Below are 17,352 nucleotides of genomic sequence, written 5' to 3'. Positions count from 1 at the left end.
TGATGCACATGTTCAACGCAATCACACATTCCGCGATTTACGTGCTCGATCAGGACGAAGCCCTTGATTTCTACGTCGGCAAGCTGGGCCTGGAGGTGAACGCGGACGTCGATTTCGGCGTGATGCGCTGGCTGACGGTGAGCGTCCCCGGCCACCCGGAGCGCCAGATCCTGCTGGAGAAGCCGGGCCCTCCGGCGATGTCCGAGGAGACGGCGCAGCAGGTCCGCGAGCTGGTGACCAAGGGTGCGACGAGCGGCTGGCTCATCTTGACCACGGACGACTGCCGCAAGACGTACGAGACGCTGAAGAGCCAGGGCGTCGAGTTCACCGAGGAGCCCACCGAGCGCCCGTACGGCATCGACTGCGGCCTCCGCGACCCCTTCGGCAACCGCATCCGCTTCACCCAGCTGAAGGCGTAGCCGGGCCGGTCGGGGGAGCGGAAACGGTCGTCGCGCTGAGGACGTGGGCCGTCGAGCGGCGTTCGCGGGCGTCGGCCGGCGCGTGGGCGGCGTAGTGGGACACGAGCCGGACCGCGTCCAGGTCCTCCACCGCGTCGAAACCCGCCGCCCGCAGGTCCGCCGCCAGCCGCTCGGGCGCGAAGTAGCTGAGGAACGGCTCGCCGACCGCGGCCACCCGCGCCGCGCGGGCGCGATGGGAGACGCGCCCGCGCGGTGTCATGGCGCTCGGTGGCTCGCTGTAGTCGAAGACCGCCTCCGTGCCACCGGGCAGGCCCGCGATGAGCCCGAGCGTCGCGAACACCGCGTCGCGGGTCAGATACGGCACCACGCCCAGCCAGCTGAAGAAGGCCGGCCGCGCCGGGTCGAAGCCCGCCGCCGTCAGGCCGTCGGCCAGGCTCTCCCGCTCGAAGTCGACCGGCGCGAAGGTCAGCGACGGCGGCAGCGGGATTCCGGCGTCGGCCAGGCGCTCGCGCTTCCATGCCTGGGTGGCCGGGTGGTCCACCTCGAAGACCCTCAGCCCGGCCACCTCGTGCGGATTGCGGTAGGCGAAGGTGTCGAGCCCGGCGCCCAGGACCACGAGCTGGCGCACGCCGCGCCGCACGGCGGCCGCCAGGCGGTCCTCGGCGAAGCGCGAGCGGGCGGCGATGAACAGGCGGATGCGCCGGCGCCCGGACGCGGCGTCGGCGTCGTCGCGGCCCTCGGCGTCCGCGCCGAGCATGCGGACGGCGAGCGGATCGTGGAACAGCCGTCCCGCGTCCAGCTTCTGGTGGTCCGCGCGGTGCGCGGCGGCGAGCCAGGCGGTGCGGCTGGGGCTGCGCGGCTGCATCTCGGGCCTCCTGGGCCTTCATTCGCGTAAATAGTTGCCTCAGGCTACCATATTTCGGGCGTCGCGCCATGACGCCCCGCGAGTCGGTGCGATCCGTCCTGACCGCGCGTTGACCGTGCCCTGACCGCCTTTGATCGGCACCGTCGCTTCTCCGGCCACGAAATGATCAAGGTTTGCTCCGCCCTCTCGTGCGACCATCCCGATTTCGTAATCTAAGAATCCGCGAGTGCGTGGCAACCTAGTCTGGGGTTGGCGGCAACTACAGCTTGGAACAGGTCGGACCAGGATCCCCCGGCCCGTTCCCTCGACGCAGAACAGGAGTTGCCATGGGGCTGAGGCGCAAGCGCGGTCGCCACCGCCGTCGGAAGGACCGTACTCTGCCGCTGGGCAGCGCCGTCATCGTGGCCTCGGCCGTGGCGGGGGTCTATCTGACGGCCGCGCCCGAGGGCGCGAGCGCCGTGGGCTCGACCGTGTATGTGTCCCCCCAGGGCGACGACCAGGACTCCGGCACGCTCCAATCCCCGTACCGCACACTGGAGAAGGCCTTCTCGATCGCGAAGGCGGGCACCGTCATCGAGGTGCGCGGCGGCACCTACTACCCCGGCCGGACCCTCCGCAGCTCCGTCGACGGCACCGCCCGGGACCGCGTCGAGCTGCGCCCGTACCGCGCCGAGCAGGTCCGAGTCGACGGCTCACGCCTCTCCACAGGCTCCTCGCTGCTCTCGCTGCGCGCGGACTACTGGACGGTTTCCGGCATCGAGTTCCGCAACGCCCCCGGCGGCGGCCTGGTCTGTGTCTCCTGTGAGAGCACCGTCTTCGACAACCTCTCCACCCACGGCAACGGCGACACCGGGCTCACCCTGCGCGGCAAGGGCAGCAACGACAACGTCATCCGCAATCTGGACTCGTACGACAACCACGACGACGCCACCGGCGGCAAGCAGGCCGACGGCATAGCCATCACCCACGGCTCCGGATCCGGCAATGTGATCACCGGGGTCCGGGCGTTCAACAACAGCGACGACGGCGTGGACCTGTGGAGATGGGCCGGCCCGGTCACCATCGAGCACACCTGGTCCTTCGGAAACGGCGAGAACCGCTGGGGCATCCGCGACTTCCGGGGCAACGGCAGCGGCTTCCAGCTCGGCGGCGACGCCCCGGCCCCCTCGCCCGCCCATGTCGTACGGAACTCCGCCGCCTGGGACAACACCCAGTACGGCTTCGCGGCCAACGGCAACACCGGCGCGATCCGCGTCCGGCGCACCACGGCGTACGCCAACGAGGCCTCTGGCTACTCCTTCGCCAGCTCGCAGGCGCTGCTGGAGCGCAATCTGTCCGTCTCCAACGGCGACGCCAAGGCCGACACCGGCTCCACGGCCGTCTCCCGGGGCAACAACTGGAGCCCCGGCCGGGGCAGCGGCTGGAGCCCCGGCGGCTCGGCCACCCCGCCCTTTGTCACCACCGATCCCGTGACGGCCCGTGGCGCCCGGCGGCAGGACGGCTCGCTGCCCGTCACCAGCTTCCTGGTCGTGGCCAACGGCTCCGAGATCGGCTCGACGATGGAGTGACGGCCCGGGCCAAGCGCACTGCGCCGCACGGTAGTTGATCTCGTAACACGGCGAAAACCTGAGCGGTCCGCGTAGGGGGCACAATCCAGTCACCCCGCACGCGTCTGATATTCACGCTTAAGGAGCGCCACAACATGGCAGGACAGGTGACCGACAAGGCACCGGCCCCAACCACCCCACCCCGCAGCCCACTTGACCGGTTCTTCCGGATATCCGAGCGGGGCTCGACCCTCGGCCGGGAGGTCCGGGGCGGGTTCGCCACCTTCTTCACGATGGCCTACATCCTCGTGCTGAACCCGATCATCCTGGGCAAGGCGGAGGACAAGTTCCAGGATCATCTCGACGGTGCGCAGCTGGTCACCGCGACCGCGCTGGTCGCCTGTGTGATGACGATCCTCATGGGCGTCGGCGGCAATCTGCCGCTCGCGCTGGCCGCCGGCCTCGGGCTCAACGCGGTCGTCGCCTACCAGATCGCCCCGCAGATGAGCTGGCCCGACGCCATGGGCCTGGTGGTCCTGGAGGGCCTGATCATCTGTGTGCTGGTGGGCACCGGGCTGCGCGAGGCGGTGATGAACGCGATCCCGCAGCCGCTGAAACAGGCGATCAGCGTGGGCATCGGCCTGTTCATCGCCTTCATCGGCTTCATCGACGCGGGCTTCGCCACCCGCATCCCGGGCATGGAGGGCTCGGTGCCGGTCCAGCTCGGCGCGACCGGGCGGCTGACCGGCTGGCCGGTGCTCGTCTTCTGCCTCGGGGTGCTGCTGACCATCGCCCTGATGGTGCGCAAGGTCAAGGGCGCGATCCTGATCAGCATCGTCACCATGACCGTGCTCGCGGTCGTCATCAACGAGATCGCCGACCTCAAGCCGCAGGCCTGGGGGCTGACCGCGCCCTCCCTCCCGGACAAGATCGTCGACACCCCGGACTTCGGCCTGATCGGCTCCTTCAGCCTGTTCGGGGCGTTCCAGCAGGTCGGCGTGGTCACCATCGTTCTGCTGATCTTCACCCTGATCCTGTCCGACTTCTTCGACACCATGGGCACGGTCGTCGGCGTGAGCAGCGAGGCCGGGCTGCTGGACAAGGACGGCAAGGTGCCCAACCTGGGGCGGGTGCTGCTGATCGACGGGGTGGCGGCGGCCGCGGGCGGCGCGGCGTCGGCCTCGTCCAACACCAGCTACATCGAGTCGGCGGCCGGGGTCGGCGAGGGGGCGCGCACCGGATTCGCCAGCGTGGTCACCGGCGCGCTGTTCGGGCTCGCCCTCTTCCTGACCCCGCTGGCGACCATGGTGCCCGCCCAGGCCGCCACCCCCGCGCTGATCGCCGTCGGATTCCTGCTGATGAGCCAGGTGCGGCACATCGAGTGGGACCGCTATGACGTCGCCATTCCGGCATTCCTCACCATCGTCGTGATGCCGTTCACCTACTCCATCACCAATGGGATCGGCGCCGGGTTCATCGCGTATGTGCTCATCAAGGCGGTGCTGGGCAAGGCCCGCGAGGTGCACTGGCTGCTGTGGGGGACGGCCGGGCTGTTCGTCCTCTACTTCGGGATCGACCCGCTGGAGCAGTTGCTCACCTGAGCCCGCCCGAGCCCCCGGACCGCCCGAGCCCCCGGACCGCCCGAGCCCCCGGACCGCTCGCGTCCCGTCAGCCGTGGCCCATGACGGGGCGCGGGCGGTACGGCGCCTCCAGGCGGGCCACCTCCGCCTCGTCGAGCGTCACCTCGACCGCGGCGACCGCGTCCTCCAGGTGACCGATTCTGGTCGCCCCCACGATCGGCGCGGTCACCGCGGGCCGGCCGAGCAGCCACGCGAGGGCGACCTGGGCGGGGGACAGCCCGCGCTCCTCGGCCACGGCGCGGGTGGCGTCCACGATGTCGAACTCGGCGTCCGCGTACCACTTCTCGACCAGCGGATCGCTGCCCGCCCGCGCCGTCGTCCCGAAGCGGTCCCGGTCCCGGGTGCCCGCGAGCAGCCCGCGCGCCAGCGGGCTCCACGGGATCACCCCCATCCCCTGGTCCAGGCAGAACGGGTTCATCTCCCGCTCCTCCTCCCGGTACAGCAGGTTGTAGTGGTTCTGCATCGACACGAACCGGGTCCAGCCCGCCGCCGCGGCCGTGTGCTGGGCCTTGGCGAACTGCCAGGCGAACATGGACGACGCGCCGATGTATCGGGCCTTGCCCGCCCGCACCACGTCGTGCAGCGCCTCCATGGTCTCCTCGATCGGCGTCTCGGGGTCCCACCGGTGGATCTGGTAGAGATCGACGTGGTCGGTGCCCAGCCGCCGCAGCGAGGCGTCGATGCTCGCCAGGATGTGCTTCCGGGACAGCCCGCGGTCGTTGGGGCCCGGGCCCATCGGCAGATACACCTTGGTGGCCAGGACGTAGTCGTCCCGGCCGGGGAAGAAGTCACGCAGCAGCTCGCCCGTGATCTCCTCGCTTCTGCCGTTGGAGTACATGTCGGCGGTGTCGAAGAACGTCACGCCGCTCTCGACGGCCCGCCGCACGATCGGCCGCGCCGCGTCGATGTCCAGCTGCCACTTGCGGTGCTCGGGGTCGCCGTAGCTCATCATCCCCAGGCAGATCCGCGACACCTTGATCCCGGACCGTCCCAGGCGGGCGTACTCCATGGGTCTCACCTCTCACTCGCTCGGTCACAGCAGACCACCGCGGCGCCCGTGTGTCAGCCCGGTCCGGTGAATCCGCCCGCGTACGCGGTGGGTTGGAGGCGATCGGTCAGTCGGTCAGAGGCGGCGGGTCGCGAGGGTGAGGCGGTCGCGGGCGTCGAAGAGGGCGTCCTTGATCATCTGCTCATGGGCGGGGGTGAGCCGGGCCACCGGCACCGAGCAGCTGATCGCGTCCCGCGAGGGGGTGCGGTAGGGGATGGCGATGCCGAAGCAGCGCAGCCCCAGCGTGTTCTCCTCGCGGTCCACCGCGTACCCCTGTTCGCGGATGACATGCAGCTCTTCGATGAGCTTCTCGCGGTCGGTGATGGTGTGCTCGGTGAGCCCGCCGAGGGTCTCCGGCAGCATCTTGCGCACCTGCTCGTCGGAGTACGTGGCCAGCAGCGCCTTGCCCAGCGAGGTGGAGTGCGCGGGCAGCCGGCGGCCGACGCGGGTGAAGGGGCGCAGATAGTGCTGGGACTGGCGGGTGGCGAGGTAGACCACGTTGGTGCCGTCGAGGCGGGCGAGGTGGATGGTCTCGGTGGTGTCGTCCGAGAGCCGGTCCAGGGTCGGCCGGGCGGCGGCCACCACCTCGTCGCCGTCGATGTACGAGGTGCCGACGAGCAGGGCGCGCACCCCGATGCCGTAGCGGGTGCCGGTCGCGTCGGTCTCCACCCAGCCGAGCTCCACCAGGGTGCGCAGCAGCATGTAGAGAGAGGACTTGGGGTAACCCACGGCCTCCTGGACGGCGGCCAGGCTGTGCATGCCGGGTCGGCCGGCGAAGAATTCCAGCAGTTCGACCGTGCGGACCGCCGACTTGACCTGGGCCCCACCCGTCTCGGCAGTTGACATCGCCTTGACCCCTTTGTTCGACCAGCCATAGAGTCCCGACAGAGTTCACCATCAGGGACAGCGTTCAGCATATCGAACAACAGCCGAGGTGCGGGACGCAAGCAGCGGCAACACAGCAGGAGGATTCCGCGGTGTCAGCACCAGTGTGGAGCGTCGACCCCCGAACCGGGAAGCAGCGGGAGCAGGTCGCGATCGAAGCCACCGCCGAGGAGATCGACCGCGTGGTGCGGGCGGCCCACGAGGCGCGCGGCTCCCTGGCCGACCGTACGGTGCGCGCCGCCTTCCTGCGCGCCGCCGCCGACCGCCTCGACGAGGCGAAGGACCAGATCGTCGAGGCGGCCGACGCCGAGACCGCGCTGGGCCCGGTCCGGCTCACCGGCGAGCTCGCCCGCACCACCTACCAGCTGCGGGCCTTCGCCGACATCGTGGACGAGGGCGCCTTCCTCGACGTACGCGTGGACCACGCCGACGCCACTCAGACCCCGCCCTGGCCCGACCTGCGCCGCTACAAGGTGCCGCTCGGCGTCGTCGCCGTCTACTCCGCGAGCAACTTCCCGCTCGCCTTCTCCGTGCCCGGCGGCGACACCGCCAGCGCGCTCGCCGCGGGCTGCCCGGTCGTCGTCAAGGCGCACCCCGATCACCCCGCCACCTCCGAGGTGACCGCCGCCGCGCTGCGCCGCGCCGCCGAGGAGACCGGGCTGCCGGTCGAGGTCGTCTCGGTGGTGCACGGCTTCCAGGCGGGCGTCGAGCTGGTCAAGCACCCGCTGGTGGCCGCCGCGGGCTTCACCGGGTCGATCCGGGGCGGCCGCGCCCTGTTCGACGCCGCCGCTGCCCGGCCGGTGCCGATCCCCTTCCACGGCGAGCTCGGCAGCCTCAACCCGGTCGTGGTCACCGAGGCCGCGGCCGCCGAGCGCGCCGAGCAGATCGGCGCGGGCCTCGGCGGGTCGATGACCCTGGGCATGGGCCAGTTCTGCACCAAGCCGGGGTTCGTCCTGGCCCCCGCGGGCGAGGCGGGCGACCGGCTGGTGAAGTCCCTCACCGAGGCGGTCAGCAACAGCGAGGCCGGCGTCCTGCTGGACCACCGCATGCGCGACAACTTCGTCGCCGGGGTCAAGGAGCGGGCCGAACTCCCCGAGGTCGACGCCCCGGTCACCCCCGGCTCCGGCGGTGAGCACACCGTCAGCGCCGGCTTCCTGACCGTCCCGGCGCGGCTGCTCGCCGAGGAGGGTCCGCACGATGTGCTCCTCGAGGAGTGCTTCGGCCCGGTGACCGTGCTCGCCCGCTACGAGAGCGACGCCGACATCACGGCCGTGCTCGGACGGCTGCCGGGCAACCTCACCGCCACCGTCCACCTCTCCGAGGGCGAGGGCGGCGGGTCCGAGGGCCGCGCCTCCGAGCTGCTCGCCGAGCTCACCCCGCTCGCCGGCCGGGTCCTGGTCAACGGCTGGCCGACCGGCGTCGCCGTCGCCCCCGCCCAGCACCACGGCGGCCCGTACCCGGCGACCACCTCCACCTCCACCTCGGTCGGCGGCACCGCCATCGAGCGCTGGCTGCGCCCGGTCACCTACCAGGACGCCCCGGCCGCGCTGCTCCCGCCGGAGCTGCGCGACGAGAACCCGCAGGGGCTGCCCCGGCGGGTGAACGGCCGCCGCGAGGTCTGAGCCCGGCCTGGGCCCTGTCGAACGGCGCTGTGGGCGGGACCGGCCGGTCCCGCCCACAGCGCCGTCCGGGTCGAGGAGCCGGCTCAGCCGTCCGGCGTCCCGTCCGCCGCGCCATCCGCCGTCCAGCCGCGCAGGGCGCGGGCGATGTCGCGCAACGGGACCCCGGGGCCCGCGATGGCGCGCATCAGCGCCAGCACCTCCGAGCCCTTCACGTCCCGGGTGACCGTCAGGCCGTTTATCGTGAGCACCGCCCGGGTCGCGGCCCACGCCGCGTCCGCCTGGGAGTGTTCGAGCCAGGGATGGCGCAGCAGCGTGTCCAGGACGGCTGCCGCCTTGAGATGGGCGCCCCAGTACACGTCCTGGTTCAGCATGTGCGCGCCGTGCCGGTGGATGGCCGCCAGCGGCACCCCGTAGTCGTCTATCGCGGGCGAGCCGGGGATGTCCGCGGTCGCCTGGAGCAGGGCGGGGAAGTCGATGGGAAAGCCGGGGGAACGGGTCAACAGGCGTCCCTCAGACGCGTGGCCGGATCGAACCCCATCTCCTTGCTCGTGCTGCGGGGCCGGGCCGCGAGCTCCTCGTTGAGCTCGGCGAACTCGCCCTTCCAGCGCTGGAGCGAATCCCGGAACGCGGCCAGGAACGCCTCCCGGGTCTCGTCCCGGTCCAGCGCGAGCTGAGCCCGCCCGTACGCCTGGAGCGTCATGCCGACGGCCGCCGCGCGACGCCGGATCTCCTCGTGTTCTTCTTCGGTGAGCCGGAGGATGAGGTTGGCCATGCGGGGAGACAATCACCCCGAATCAGGTGATCGCAATCCCCGTGGGGAATGAACCGGGGCGTCTCATGGTTGACCCTGCGACACAGTGACACCCCCCGAGACCCCGAAGAGCGGGCGAAGGAACTCATGCGCGTAGAGATCTGGTCCGACATCGTCTGCCCCTGGTGCTACATCGGAAAGGCCCGCTTCGAGCAGGGCCTGGCCGACTTCGAGCACCGCGACCGGGTCGAGGTGGTGCACCGCTCCTTCGAGCTCGACCCCGACCACCCCAAGGGCGACACCGTGCCGGTGCTCGACATGCTGGCGGCCAAGTACCGGGTCCCGCGCGAGCAGGCGCAGGCCATGGAGGCCCGGGTGGCCGAGGCCGCGGCCGACGCCGGGCTCGGCTACCGCTCCGAGCGCGACCACGGCAACACCTTCGACGTCCACCGGCTGCTGCACCTCGCCAAGGCCCGCGGGCGCCAGGGCGAACTGCTGAGCCTGCTCTACGCCGCGAACTTCGCCGAGGAGCGGTCCCTCTTCGACAGCGAGACCCTGCTCTCCGCCGCCACCGAGGCCGGACTCGACGCCGCTGAGGCCCGCGCGGTGCTCGACGACGAGACCGCGTACGCCGGTGACGTACGGGCCGACGAGCAGGAGGCCGCCGCGCTGGGCGCCACCGCCGTGCCGTTCTTCGTCCTCGACCGCCGGTTCGGCGTCTCGGGCGGCCAACCGGCTGATGTCTTCACCCAGGCGCTGCGCCAGGCCTGGGAAGCGTCGCAGGTCAGCGGCGATAAGTAAGGAACGCTTGCGGGTACATGTCAGATATCCGCGATGGACGCGGGGGTGAGCGCCTCTCATAGTGGGTGGACATGGAGCCCCTGGGAGGCGCGGAATTCGCGCCGCAGACGACATACCTCAACACCGCCTCCACCGGTCTGACGCCCGCCCGGACCGTCGCCGCCATGAAGGAGGCCATGGACGCCGCGGCCGGCGGCGGGCCCGGCGCCGACCTGGCCTGGGAGGCGGTGGACGAGGCGCGCGCCGCCTTCGCCCGGCTGGCCGGGGTGGCGGGCGGGCGGGTCGCCGCGGGCGCGTCGGTCGCCGTGTACGCGGGGCTGGTGGCGGCCTCCCTGCCGTCCGGCGCGGAAGTCCTGGCGGCCGAGGGCGACTTCAGCTCGCTGGTGAACCCCTTCACCATGCGCCGCGACCTCAAGCCGCGCGCCGTTCCGCTGGAGGCCCTGGCGGACGCGGTGCGCCCCGGCACCGCCCTGGTCGCCGTCAGCGCGGTGCAGTCGGCGGACGGCCGGATCGCCGACCTGGACGCCATCCGCGCGGCTGCCCGCGCGCACGGCGCCCGGCTCCTGGTGGACAGCAGCCAGGGCCTCGGCTGGCTGCCGCTGAACGCGGATGACGCGGACTACACCGTGTGCGTCGGCTTCAAGTGGCTGATGTGCCCGCGCGGCGTCACCTTCCTGACCGTGCCCGAGGACTTCGGCGGGCTCACTCCGGTCTTCGCCGGCTGGGCGGCCGGCGAGAAGCCATGGGACAGCTGCTACGGGCCGGTCGAGGAACTCGCGCACTCGGCCCGCCGCTTCGACCAGAGCCCCAGCCTGCTGTCGTACGTGGGCGCCGTGCGCTCCCTCTCGCTCGTCGAGGAGCTGGGCACCGCGGCCATCGGCGCCCACGACCGCGCGCTCGCCGACCGCTTCCGGGCGGGGCTGACCGCGCTGGGGCACGGATGCGCTGCCGCGCCGGGGTCGGCGATCGTGTCCGTGCCGGGGCTCGGCCACGCTGCGGCTCGCCTTGCGGAGGCGGGTGTCTCGGTTGCGGCGCGGGCGGGGAATCTGCGTGCGTCGTTCCACGTCTACAACGGCGTGGCGGATGTGGACCGGCTGCTGGACGTGCTCTCCGGCTTCCCGGCGGGGGTGTAGGCGCCGCCGACCGCGGGCTTTGTCCCCTCCCCGCCCCTTCCCGCAGCATCGATATGCGGCTCCGCCGCGTGGGGGGCTCCGCCCCGGACCCCGGTCCTCAATCGCCGGACGGGCTGAAAATCAGCCCGTCCGGCGATTGAGGACACGCCCGAAGGGTCCCGGCCAAGGTCAGCGTACGGGCGTGAAGTCCCGCGCTCCGATGAACTCCGGCCGCCGGACCGGCGCCGCGAAGGGCTCGACCGCCGTGTTCTCCACACTGTTGAAGACGATGAAGACATTGCTGCGCGGGTACGGCGTGATGTTGTCACCCGACCCGTGCATGCAGTTGCAGTCGAACCAGGTCGCCGACCCTGCCTTACCGGTGAACAGCCTGATGCCGTGCGCGTCGGCGAACTCGGTCAGCGCCTTGTCCGACGGGGTCCCCGCGTCCTGCATCTGGAGCGACTTCTTGTAGTTGTCCTTGGGTGTCGCCCCCGCACAGCCGAGGAACGTACGATGCGACCCCGGCATGATCATCAGGCCGCCGTTGGTGTCGTGGTTCTCGGTCAGCGCGATGGACACGGACACGGCCCGCATGTTCGGCAGCCCGTCCTCGGCGTGCCAGGTCTCGAAGTCCGAGTGCCAGTAGAAACCCGAGGCGCCGAACCCCGGCTTGACGTTGATCCGGCTCTGGTGGACATACACATCGGAGCCGAGGATCTGGCGGGCCCGGCCCACGACGCGCGGGTCGCGGACCAGGTTCGCGAAGACCTCGCTGATCCGGTGCACCTCGAACACCGACCGTACGTCCTGCGACTTCGGCTCGATGATCGAGCGCTCGTCGGCCCGCACCCCGGGATCCGCGATCAGCCGCTCCAGTTCGGAGTGGTAGACCGCGACCTCGTCCGGGGTGATCAGCTGCTCGATCGCGAGAAAGCCGTCGCGCTCGAAGCCGCTCAGCTCGGCCGGCCGTATCGGCCCGGGGTCCCCGGGGCCGGACCACACCACCGGGTCCGCCCGTGGGGTGACCGTCTCGGAGCTTCCGCGGGTCGGGTACAGGTCAGCGACCGTGGTCATCTGGATCAGGCCTCCTCCGCCTCGGTGATCAGGGGATATACGCCGTTCTCGTCGTGGTCCTCCCGTCCGGTGATCGGCGGGTTGAAGACACAGACGCAACGGAAGTCGGTCTTCGGACGCAGGGTGTGCCTCTCGTGCCCGTCCAGCAGATACATGGTGCCCGGGGCGATCCAGTGCTTCTCGCCGGTCTCGTCGTTGGTGAGCTCGGCCTCGCCCTCCACACACAGCACGGCCTCGATGTGATGGGCGTACCACATCGATGTCTCGGTGCCGGCGTAGAGCGTGGTCTCGTGCAGCGAGAAGCCCACCCGCTCCCTCGCGAGGACGATGCGCTTGCTCTCCCAGGTGCCCGACTTGGCCTTCACATGCCGCTCGGTGCCCTCGATGTCCTTGAAGGATCGGACGATCACGGTGGATTGCGCCTTTCTCTTGGGGATCTGATGTGGCCTGATGTGGCCTGAAGTGGTGTCAGGCGGTCTCGCGGACGGCTCGGGCCAGAGTCCGCAGCCCCTCGTCCAGCTCCTCGGGGGAGACGGTCAGCGGCGGCAGCAGCTTGACGACCTCGCTCTGCGGGCCCGAGGTCTCCACCAGCAGGCCGAGCTCGAAGGCGCGGGCGCACACCGCCGTGGCGCGCGAGGGGTCGGCGAACTCAAGGCCCCAGACCAGGCCCCGGCCCCGGTACTCGGCGCCCAGCCGGACGTGCTCCTCGCAGATCTCGCGCAGCGCCTGCTGGACCTGCTCGCCGCGGGCCAGGGTCTGCTTCTCCATCTGGCCGTCGGCCCAGTAGGTGTCCAGGGCCGCGGCGGCGGTGACGAAGGCCGGGTTGTTGCCGCGGAAGGTGCCGTTGTGCTCGCCCGGCTCCCAGATGTCCAGCTCGGGCCGGAAGAGCGCGAGCGACATGGGCAGGCCGTAGCCGCCGATGGACTTGGAGAGGGTCACGATGTCCGGGGTGATGCCCGCTTCCTCGAAGGAGAAGAAGGGACCGGTGCGGCCGCAGCCCATCTGGATGTCGTCGACGATCAGCAGCATGTCGCGGCGCTTGCAGAGGTCGGCCAGGCCGCGTAGCCACTCGTTGCGCGCCACGTTGATGCCGCCCTCGCCCTGCACCGTCTCGACGATGACCGCGGCGGGCTGGTTGAGGCCGGAGCCCTGGTCCTCCAACAGCCGCTCGAACCACAGGAAGTCGGGGACCCGGCCGTCCAGGTAGTTGTCGAACGGCATGGGCGTGCCGTGGACCAGCGGGATGCCCGCGCCGGCCCGCTTGAAGGCGTTGCCGGTGACGGCGAGCGCGCCGAGCGACATCCCGTGGAAGGCGTTGGTGAAGGACACGATGGCCTCGCGCCCCTTGACCTTGCGGGCCAGCTTCAGGGCGGCCTCGACGGCGTTGGTGCCGGTCGGGCCGGGGAACATGACCTTGTACGGGAGGTCGCGCGGGCGCAGCACGGTGTTCTGGAAGGACTCCAGGAACGCCCGCTTGGCCGTGGTGCCCATGTCCAGGCCGTGGGTGACGCCGTCGCGCTCGATGTAGTCGATCAGCGCGCGTTTGAGGACCGGGTTGTTGTGGCCGTAGTTGAGCGCTCCCGCGCCGGCGAAGAAGTCGAGGTAGGTGTGGCCGTCCTCGTCGTACATGTAGCTGCCCTGGGCGCGGTCGAAGACGGCGGGCCAGCCGCGGCAGTAGCTGCGTACCTCCGACTCCAGGGCCTCGAAGACGCTCAGCGCGGGCGGGGTGATGGTCACAGCAGTCTCCTGGGAGATGAGTGTGAGGGGGGTGGAGGTTGGCGTACGGGGGTCTTGGCGCGGGGCGTCAGGTCCGGGTGGCGAACGGGCCGATGCGGTACAGCACTTCGGGCTCATGGCCGCCGTCGGGAAACAGGCCGCCGTCGAACAGCACCTCGCGCTCCACGGGCGCTCCGTGCCGCTCGGCGAAGGAGGTGAACAGCCGGTTGGAGGCGGTGTTGTCCGGGGTGATCGTGGTCTCGACGCGGTGGATGCCGGACTGCTCGGCGACGCGCGCGGCCAGCCCGTCCAGCAGGGCGGCGGCCAGTCCCCGGCCGCGCCACGCCCGGTCCACGGCGACCTGCCAGACCACCAGGGTCCGGGGGCGCCGCGGGCGGATATAACCGGTGACGAAGCCGACCGGCTCCCCGTGCGCGTCGCGGGCCACGACCGAGGTGGCGGCGAAGTCGCGGCACCACAGCAGATAGCTGTAGGAGGAGTTCAGGTCCAAGGTCCCGGAATCGCGGGCGATGCGCCAGATCGCGGCTCCGTCCTCGACACATGGGGCCTCGAGCCTCAGTCCTTCCGGCATTTCTCTTCGGGCACGTGCAAGGTCTGCTTGTGCGGCGGTCATGCGGATTGAATTTACCCAGCACAATCTTAAATTGCATCGTGGTGAGGGGTTACCCGAAGGAGGGGCGGCGTGTTATCGCGCGGGGACGCGCGTGCGCACGGGGGATCGTCGAAAAGTGCTGCTTTGTCGGGGAGTTATCGGGGTAAAGTGGTCGCCGTGTGGAGTGCGTCACATCTGTGTAACGGCGTGGTGATGCTCTTGAATTACAGCGGCTCCGGGTTACGAAACTTCAGCGTTTAGGAGTCCGGAAAGCGGGCAGAAGACGATGGGAACCTGTATTCAAAAAGGTGCTCCATTTATATCTCCGCAGGTCGCCAAGAATTCATCAGGATTCATCAGGATTCACCTGGATTTACTTTGGCTCACTTGGCCGTGCGGAATCGGCCCCGGACGGCGAACGCGCCCGAGGGGCCGTTGCCGGAGGCCGAGTAGGCGTCCCCGGCGATGTTCCGGTCGCCCTCCGCGTGGTTGTACTGCCCGGCGAAGACATGCCGCCCCGCGGGCACCGTGGCCCCGTCCTTCAGCGTCCAGCGGTACACCAGCGCGCTGCCCTCGCTGCGCACCGAGACGGTCAGGTCGTCGGTGGGCAGCGTGCTCCAGGAGCCGGTGGTGAGCACCCCTCCGGTGTGCGCCACCCGCAGCTCGACGGTCAGCGAGGTCAGCGGCTTGCCGGTCTTCACGATCACATCGCTCTGCGCCCAGTACGGGTTGGACCCCGGGTTGATCTCGCCTTGAGAACGCACCACCGGGTCGGCGAGGTGGTTTGGACCGACCGCGGTGGGGGAGGCGGTCGGGGTGCGCCGCTGTGACCCGTCGTCCGTCGTCCCCCGTCCGCTCCCGTTGTCCTGCCCCGCCGGCGGGACGGCGGGCTCGCTCGACGTCCGTACGGTCTGCGGCCGCTGGGTCGGCTCCGTGGCCAGCACCACGATCCCCGCGGCGGCCACCGCCGCCGCGAGCCCGGCGACCGGGCCCGCCACGCGGGTCCACGGACGGGTGGCCCCGCGCTCGGGGCGGCGCCGTCCGTCCGTCGCCATGCCCGCGGTCACCCGGGCCAGCATCCGGGCCCGGTCCGGCCGGTGGGACTCGGCCGCGGTGCGCAGTTCGGCGGCGACATCGATCCGGTCGTGCCGCTCGCGGTGGTCGATCATCGACCGTTCCCTCCCGCATGGCCAGGGTGGAGCTTCCTTACGGTCTCCGGTGTGCCCGGCACCGGCTGCTGCCCGCCGCCGTGCGCCGAGCCGAGCAGCCGCTCCAGCTCCGCGATACCGCGCGAGGTCTGGCTCTTGACCGTGCCCACCGAGATGCCGAGCGTGCGCGCCGTCTCCCGCTCCGACAGGTCGAAGGCGTGGCGCAGCACCACGCAGGCGCGCTTGCGGAACGGCAGCCGCACCAGCGCGGCCTGGACGTCCACCACGGCGGAGATGTCCGGGTCGTCGACATGGTCGGCGCGCTGGGACGAGAAGAGCGCCACCCGGCGGCGCTCGCGGACCAGGCTGCGGATCCGGGAGCGTGCCAGGTTGGCGACCACGCCCCGGGCGTACGCGGCGGGGTGGTCGGCGGCGCGCACCCGCTCCCACTGGTGCCACACGGCGACCAGCGCGTCGGCGGCGAGGTCGTCCGCGCCGTCCGAGCTGCCGAGCAGCAGGTGGGCGAGGCGGGCCAGTTCGGCGTGGTGCCGTTCGAAGAAGTCCCGGAATTCCGCCTGGATGTCAGGCGGCGCGTCGGGCACGGATGACGAACCGGCTGCCGGAGCGAGTGCCGGGGCGACTGCGGGGGCGGGTGCCGGACTCGGTGCCGGATCGGGTGCCAGGTCCGGCGGGGTGGCCGCCGGTAAGTCCGGCAGGGGGCGCCCCCGGCTACCGCTGGGGGGACCCCCACCAGCGGTGGCCGGGGGCGGGTTCTCCGGTGACTCCGGCAGTGCCGCGGGTGGTGCGGGGTGTACGGCGGCCGGGTCATCGGTGGGAGCGCTCACTCGGGCCTCCTCACTTCCCCTCGTCCTGGGTTGCGTGAGCGTAGCAGCGCTCCTCGTGTTGTACGAGTGGCGCCGTTCCGGACCCTGGGAAATGGCCGGTCAGAGCGTCGGCGAAGTCTCGTACAGTGCGAGCATGAGGGATAGCGCGGTGCTGCACATCAAGGGCAGGGTGGTCGTCGGGCCGGACGCCGGGGGCTCCGCCTGGGACATGGACATCAGGGACGAACTGTGGGTCGTGGACGGGAAGATCACCTACGACCGGCCGACCGCCGCCCGGGATGTGCGGACCGTCGAGGGGTGGGTGCTGCCCGGGCTCGTGGACGCGCACTGCCACGTCGGGCTGGACACACACGGCGCCGTCGACGACTCGACCAGTGAGAAGCAGGCGCTGACCGAGCGGGACGCCGGGGCGCTGCTGCTGCGGGATGCCGGGTCGCCCGCCGACACCCGCTGGATCGACGACCGCGACGACCTGCCCCGCATCATCCGAGCGGGCCGCCACATCGCCCGGACCAAGCGCTACATCCGCAACTACGCCCATGAGATCGAGCCCGAGGAGCTGGTGGCGTATGTGGCGCGGGAGGCGCGGCGCGGGGACGGCTGGGTCAAGCTGGTCGGCGACTGGATCGACCGGGAGCGCGGGGACCTGGCGGCCTGCTGGCCGCGCGCGGCGGCCGAGGCGGCCATCGCCGAGGCACACCGGCTGGGCGCCCGGGTCACCGCGCACTGCTTCGCGGAGGAGACGCTGGCTCCGCTGGTCGAGGCGGGGATCGACTGCGTCGAGCACGCCACGGGGCTGACCGAGGAGACCATCCCGCTCTTCGCGGAGCGGGGCGTGGCGATCGTCCCGACCCTGGTCAACATCGCCACGTTCCCCAAGCTGGCGATGGCCGGGGAGGAGAGGTTCCCGCGCTGGGCGGACCACATGCGGCGGCTGCACGATCGACGTTACGACACCGTGCGCGCGGCCTACGACGCGGGCGTGCCCATCTACACCGGCACCGACGCGGGCGGTTCGCTGCCGCACGGCCTGGTCGGCCTGGAGGTCGCCGAACTGGTCAAGGCCGGCATCCCGGCGACCGCCGCGCTCTCGGCGGCCACCTGGGGCGCGCGGGCCTGGCTCGGGCGCCCCGGGCTCACCGAGGGCGCATCCGCGGACCTCGTCGTGTACGAGTCCGACCCGCGGGCCGATGTGCGGGTGCTGACGGCGCCGCGGCGGGTGGTGCTGCGCGGGCGGGTGATCTGCTGAGAGAACAGGACCGC

General features: G+C 71.2%; 18 protein-coding genes. 7 read left to right on the top strand and 11 right to left on the bottom strand.

The window, feature by feature from the left end; all coding sequences use genetic code 11:
- The first annotated feature begins 8 nt into the window (after positions 1-8).
- A complete protein-coding gene (locus ACZ4WQ_RS00465; RefSeq protein ID WP_311724977.1) occupies positions 9-419 on the top strand; it encodes a VOC family protein in 411 nt (136 codons plus the stop codon).
- On the opposite strand, the gene ACZ4WQ_RS00460 is transcribed toward ACZ4WQ_RS00465, so the two are convergent.
- Positions 400-1,284, bottom strand: coding sequence for a class I SAM-dependent methyltransferase (locus ACZ4WQ_RS00460; RefSeq protein ID WP_398370374.1), 885 nt, complete (start codon positions 1,282-1,284; stop codon positions 400-402). The genes ACZ4WQ_RS00465 and ACZ4WQ_RS00460 overlap by 20 nt on opposite strands.
- Before the next feature lie 326 nt (positions 1,285-1,610).
- Here ACZ4WQ_RS00460 and ACZ4WQ_RS00455 point away from each other — a divergent pair, with 326 nt between their 5' ends.
- Both ACZ4WQ_RS00455 and ACZ4WQ_RS00450 read left to right on the top strand, forming a co-directional pair.
- The gene (locus ACZ4WQ_RS00455) at positions 1,611-2,852 is read left to right on the top strand and encodes a right-handed parallel beta-helix repeat-containing protein (protein WP_311724979.1); all 1,242 of its coding nucleotides are present in this window, start codon (positions 1,611-1,613) and stop codon (positions 2,850-2,852) included.
- Between the two features lie 134 nt (positions 2,853-2,986).
- Entirely contained in the window at positions 2,987-4,432 is a 1,446-nt protein-coding gene (locus ACZ4WQ_RS00450; RefSeq protein ID WP_311724980.1) for an NCS2 family permease, read from the top strand.
- Positions 4,433-4,499: 67 nt separating this feature from the next.
- On the opposite strand, the gene ACZ4WQ_RS00445 is transcribed toward ACZ4WQ_RS00450, so the two are convergent.
- Both ACZ4WQ_RS00445 and ACZ4WQ_RS00440 read right to left on the bottom strand, forming a co-directional pair.
- Entirely contained in the window at positions 4,500-5,480 is a 981-nt protein-coding gene (locus tag ACZ4WQ_RS00445; protein WP_468021887.1) for an aldo/keto reductase, read from the bottom strand.
- Positions 5,481-5,594: 114 nt separating this feature from the next.
- Positions 5,595-6,365, bottom strand: coding sequence for an IclR family transcriptional regulator (locus tag ACZ4WQ_RS00440; RefSeq protein ID WP_311724982.1), 771 nt, complete (start codon positions 6,363-6,365; stop codon positions 5,595-5,597).
- A 131-nt stretch (positions 6,366-6,496) separates the two neighbouring features.
- On the opposite strand from ACZ4WQ_RS00440, the gene ACZ4WQ_RS00435 reads away from it, so the two are divergent.
- Entirely contained in the window at positions 6,497-8,026 is a 1,530-nt protein-coding gene (locus tag ACZ4WQ_RS00435) for an aldehyde dehydrogenase (NADP(+)) (protein ID WP_311724983.1), read from the top strand.
- Between the two features lie 83 nt (positions 8,027-8,109).
- Here the strand turns inward: ACZ4WQ_RS00435 and ACZ4WQ_RS00430 are convergent, their stop codons facing one another.
- Positions 8,110-8,526 carry a fic family toxin-antitoxin system, toxin component gene (locus tag ACZ4WQ_RS00430; RefSeq protein ID WP_311724984.1) on the bottom strand — a complete coding sequence of 139 codons (417 nt, stop codon included), beginning with the start codon at positions 8,524-8,526 and terminating at the stop codon, positions 8,110-8,112.
- Positions 8,523-8,798, bottom strand: a complete 276-nt coding sequence (locus ACZ4WQ_RS00425) for a plasmid mobilization protein (RefSeq protein WP_311724985.1) — start codon at positions 8,796-8,798, stop codon at positions 8,523-8,525. Before ACZ4WQ_RS00425 ends, ACZ4WQ_RS00430 begins: the two co-directional genes overlap by 4 nt.
- Positions 8,799-8,924: 126 nt before the next feature.
- On the opposite strand from ACZ4WQ_RS00425, the gene ACZ4WQ_RS00420 reads away from it, so the two are divergent.
- Complete coding sequence (locus tag ACZ4WQ_RS00420) at positions 8,925-9,578, top strand: DsbA family oxidoreductase (RefSeq protein ID WP_358849517.1); 654 nt, start codon at positions 8,925-8,927, stop codon at positions 9,576-9,578.
- Positions 9,579-9,649: 71 nt separating this feature from the next.
- Positions 9,650-10,711: an aminotransferase class V-fold PLP-dependent enzyme gene (locus ACZ4WQ_RS00415; protein WP_468021886.1), complete on the top strand. Its 1,062-nt coding sequence runs from the start codon at positions 9,650-9,652 to the stop codon at positions 10,709-10,711.
- Positions 10,712-10,879: 168 nt separating this feature from the next.
- Here the strand turns inward: ACZ4WQ_RS00415 and thpD are convergent, their stop codons facing one another.
- The 6 genes from thpD to ACZ4WQ_RS00385 form a co-directional block, all read right to left on the bottom strand.
- Complete coding sequence (gene thpD / locus ACZ4WQ_RS00410; RefSeq protein ID WP_358849311.1) at positions 10,880-11,767, bottom strand: ectoine hydroxylase; 888 nt, start codon at positions 11,765-11,767, stop codon at positions 10,880-10,882.
- A gap of 5 nt (positions 11,768-11,772) precedes the next feature.
- Positions 11,773-12,177 (bottom strand): ectoine synthase, encoded by a 405-nt coding sequence (locus tag ACZ4WQ_RS00405; RefSeq protein ID WP_311724991.1) that lies wholly within the window; start codon positions 12,175-12,177, stop codon positions 11,773-11,775.
- A 58-nt stretch (positions 12,178-12,235) separates the two neighbouring features.
- A complete protein-coding gene (gene ectB / locus ACZ4WQ_RS00400; protein WP_468021885.1) occupies positions 12,236-13,504 on the bottom strand; it encodes a diaminobutyrate--2-oxoglutarate transaminase in 1,269 nt (422 codons plus the stop codon).
- A 67-nt stretch (positions 13,505-13,571) separates the two neighbouring features.
- Positions 13,572-14,117, bottom strand: a complete 546-nt coding sequence (ectA, locus tag ACZ4WQ_RS00395) for a diaminobutyrate acetyltransferase (protein ID WP_311724993.1) — start codon at positions 14,115-14,117, stop codon at positions 13,572-13,574.
- A 362-nt stretch (positions 14,118-14,479) separates the two neighbouring features.
- On the bottom strand, positions 14,480-15,265 hold the full coding sequence (locus ACZ4WQ_RS00390) for a hypothetical protein (RefSeq protein ID WP_468021884.1): 786 nt from the start codon (positions 15,263-15,265) through the stop codon (positions 14,480-14,482).
- A complete protein-coding gene (locus ACZ4WQ_RS00385; protein ID WP_311724995.1) occupies positions 15,262-15,846 on the bottom strand; it encodes a SigE family RNA polymerase sigma factor in 585 nt (194 codons plus the stop codon). The genes ACZ4WQ_RS00390 and ACZ4WQ_RS00385 overlap by 4 nt, the downstream gene beginning before the upstream one ends.
- A 376-nt stretch (positions 15,847-16,222) precedes the next feature.
- Here ACZ4WQ_RS00385 and ACZ4WQ_RS00380 point away from each other — a divergent pair, with 376 nt between their 5' ends.
- The gene (locus tag ACZ4WQ_RS00380) at positions 16,223-17,338 is read left to right on the top strand and encodes an amidohydrolase family protein (protein WP_311724996.1); all 1,116 of its coding nucleotides are present in this window, start codon (positions 16,223-16,225) and stop codon (positions 17,336-17,338) included.
- Positions 17,339-17,352 lie beyond the last annotated feature (14 nt).

The sequence above is a fragment of the Streptomyces sp. NPDC028305 genome, from assembly GCF_055569495.1.
The sequence above is the reverse complement of the archived record's forward strand: the minus strand, read 5'-3'. Positions and strand labels throughout refer to the sequence as shown.

Excerpts from the sequence above, each read along its gene's own strand:
- thpD (WP_358849311.1), bottom strand. The coding sequence starts at position 11,767 with ATGACCACGGTCGCTGACCTGTACCCGACCCGCGGAAGCTCCGAGACG.
- ACZ4WQ_RS00450 (WP_311724980.1), top strand. The coding sequence starts at position 2,987 with ATGGCAGGACAGGTGACCGACAAGGCACCGGCCCCAACCACCCCACCC.
- ACZ4WQ_RS00415 (WP_468021886.1), top strand. The coding sequence starts at position 9,650 with ATGGAGCCCCTGGGAGGCGCGGAATTCGCGCCGCAGACGACATACCTC.
- ACZ4WQ_RS00445 (WP_468021887.1), bottom strand. The coding sequence starts at position 5,480 with ATGGAGTACGCCCGCCTGGGACGGTCCGGGATCAAGGTGTCGCGGATC.
- ACZ4WQ_RS00380 (WP_311724996.1), top strand. The coding sequence starts at position 16,223 with ATGAGGGATAGCGCGGTGCTGCACATCAAGGGCAGGGTGGTCGTCGGG.
- ACZ4WQ_RS00465 (WP_311724977.1), top strand. The coding sequence starts at position 9 with ATGTTCAACGCAATCACACATTCCGCGATTTACGTGCTCGATCAGGAC.
- ACZ4WQ_RS00440 (WP_311724982.1), bottom strand. The coding sequence starts at position 6,365 with ATGTCAACTGCCGAGACGGGTGGGGCCCAGGTCAAGTCGGCGGTCCGC.
- ACZ4WQ_RS00460 (WP_398370374.1), bottom strand. The coding sequence starts at position 1,284 with ATGCAGCCGCGCAGCCCCAGCCGCACCGCCTGGCTCGCCGCCGCGCAC.
- ectA (WP_311724993.1), bottom strand. The coding sequence starts at position 14,117 with ATGACCGCCGCACAAGCAGACCTTGCACGTGCCCGAAGAGAAATGCCG.
- ACZ4WQ_RS00390 (WP_468021884.1), bottom strand. The coding sequence starts at position 15,265 with ATGATCGACCACCGCGAGCGGCACGACCGGATCGATGTCGCCGCCGAA.
- ACZ4WQ_RS00425 (WP_311724985.1), bottom strand. The coding sequence starts at position 8,798 with ATGGCCAACCTCATCCTCCGGCTCACCGAAGAAGAACACGAGGAGATC.
- ACZ4WQ_RS00420 (WP_358849517.1), top strand. The coding sequence starts at position 8,925 with ATGCGCGTAGAGATCTGGTCCGACATCGTCTGCCCCTGGTGCTACATC.
- ACZ4WQ_RS00455 (WP_311724979.1), top strand. The coding sequence starts at position 1,611 with ATGGGGCTGAGGCGCAAGCGCGGTCGCCACCGCCGTCGGAAGGACCGT.